The organism is Solemya elarraichensis gill symbiont, assembly GCF_002021095.1.
In the GTDB taxonomy this organism is placed as follows: Bacteria; Pseudomonadota; Gammaproteobacteria; order Chromatiales; family Chromatiaceae.
In genome coordinates this window covers 1-1,185 of the sequence record NZ_MPRK01000358.1, presented here as the reverse complement: position 1 = coordinate 1,185, position 1,185 = coordinate 1, and the positions used below count along the sequence as shown (strand labels likewise).

The following is a 1,185-nucleotide window of genomic DNA, read 5'->3' as shown; positions in this document are numbered from 1 at the left end:
CGCAGGGCGTCCGGGGCAATAAAGGCTGTCGAAGATCGAGTGTAAAAGGGCGACTTGGATGTCCCGTTTTACATCACGAGATCAAAGACACGCTTGGTATTCAGCTCTTACCGGTGAACATGTCTTTTCGTGCAGTACGGCGGTACGAACCTCGGTTGGCCCCAGGCTTTCGAGATGGGCTCGGGCGATCTTCAAGGTATCGCCCGTATCATTGACATCGTCAACCAGCAAGATACGTTGACCCGCGATATCCATACACAATGGATACTTTACATAGGCCTGCTGCTCGTGAACAGCCGCCTTGCTGTAATGCACTACGCGGATGCTGGTTAAATTGAAAAGGCCCAGTACATCGCATATCACCCTTGCCGGGGTGAAACCACCACGGGAAATTGCCACAACCAGGTCCGGGTGAAAGTCACTAGTACGGATCTGATCCGAAAGTTTGTAGACCAGGTCGTAGACCGTCTCCTGTGAAACCAGTTCGCAGCTCAGACGCTCAGCCATTTCGATACTCTCCATTATGGACATAACACACAGTAAGAAGGTGCATTTTTCTTTTCCAAAACGCAAGTGGAATTCATCTTTTTATACCTGGTCGTCCTCACCGGCTATCGAGCATGATTACTACTCGGCTGAATACGGCAGGCCATAGCTGCCGTTAATATGAAAGTATTGATCATAATCAAGGCGCACTCTTATATATTAGTAATAATTAAATATATTGAATTAGTTTGGAATTTTTTGCAGAGGCAAACCTTAGGGATGAAAACAATTCAATGAGCAAGACTGAATGGAAAGATGAATTCAGTGTTGGTGTTGGTGAGTTGGATGAACAGCACAAGAAAATCATCTCGATGATTAACCTGTTGAATGAGAGCCAGTCTGAAACAAGCCAAGTCGAAGTAGTTAGAAATGTTCTGATTGAAATGATGAAGTATTCAAAATTTCACCTGGATTATGAAGAGAATTTGTTGGAACAAAACGATTATCCGGATTTCGAAAACCATAAGAAGTCTCACCTGGATTACATGATGGCGTATTCATCTATATCCATAGAGGTAATGAAGCACGGAAAAGATCAGGTCCCGAAAAGAGACTGTAAATTAGTTTGTGTATCTGCTTATCATTAACCCCTACGGGAGATAAGCACGATGAACGAAAAAGAAATCCGAGCACTTGCCA

2 protein-coding genes are annotated in these 1,185 nt (G+C 44.2%); one reads left to right on the top strand and one right to left on the bottom strand.

The window, feature by feature from the left end:
• Positions 1-81: 81 nt before the first annotated feature.
• Positions 82-507 (bottom strand): phosphoribosyltransferase, encoded by a 426-nt coding sequence (locus BOW51_RS10910; protein ID WP_167367353.1) that lies wholly within the window; start codon positions 505-507, stop codon positions 82-84.
• 272 nt (positions 508-779) lie between these two features.
• Between BOW51_RS10910 and BOW51_RS10905 the strand changes: the two genes are divergently transcribed.
• On the top strand, positions 780-1,133 hold the full coding sequence (locus BOW51_RS10905; protein ID WP_078477722.1) for a hemerythrin domain-containing protein: 354 nt from the start codon (positions 780-782) through the stop codon (positions 1,131-1,133).
• The last annotated feature ends 52 nt before the right edge of the window (positions 1,134-1,185 follow it).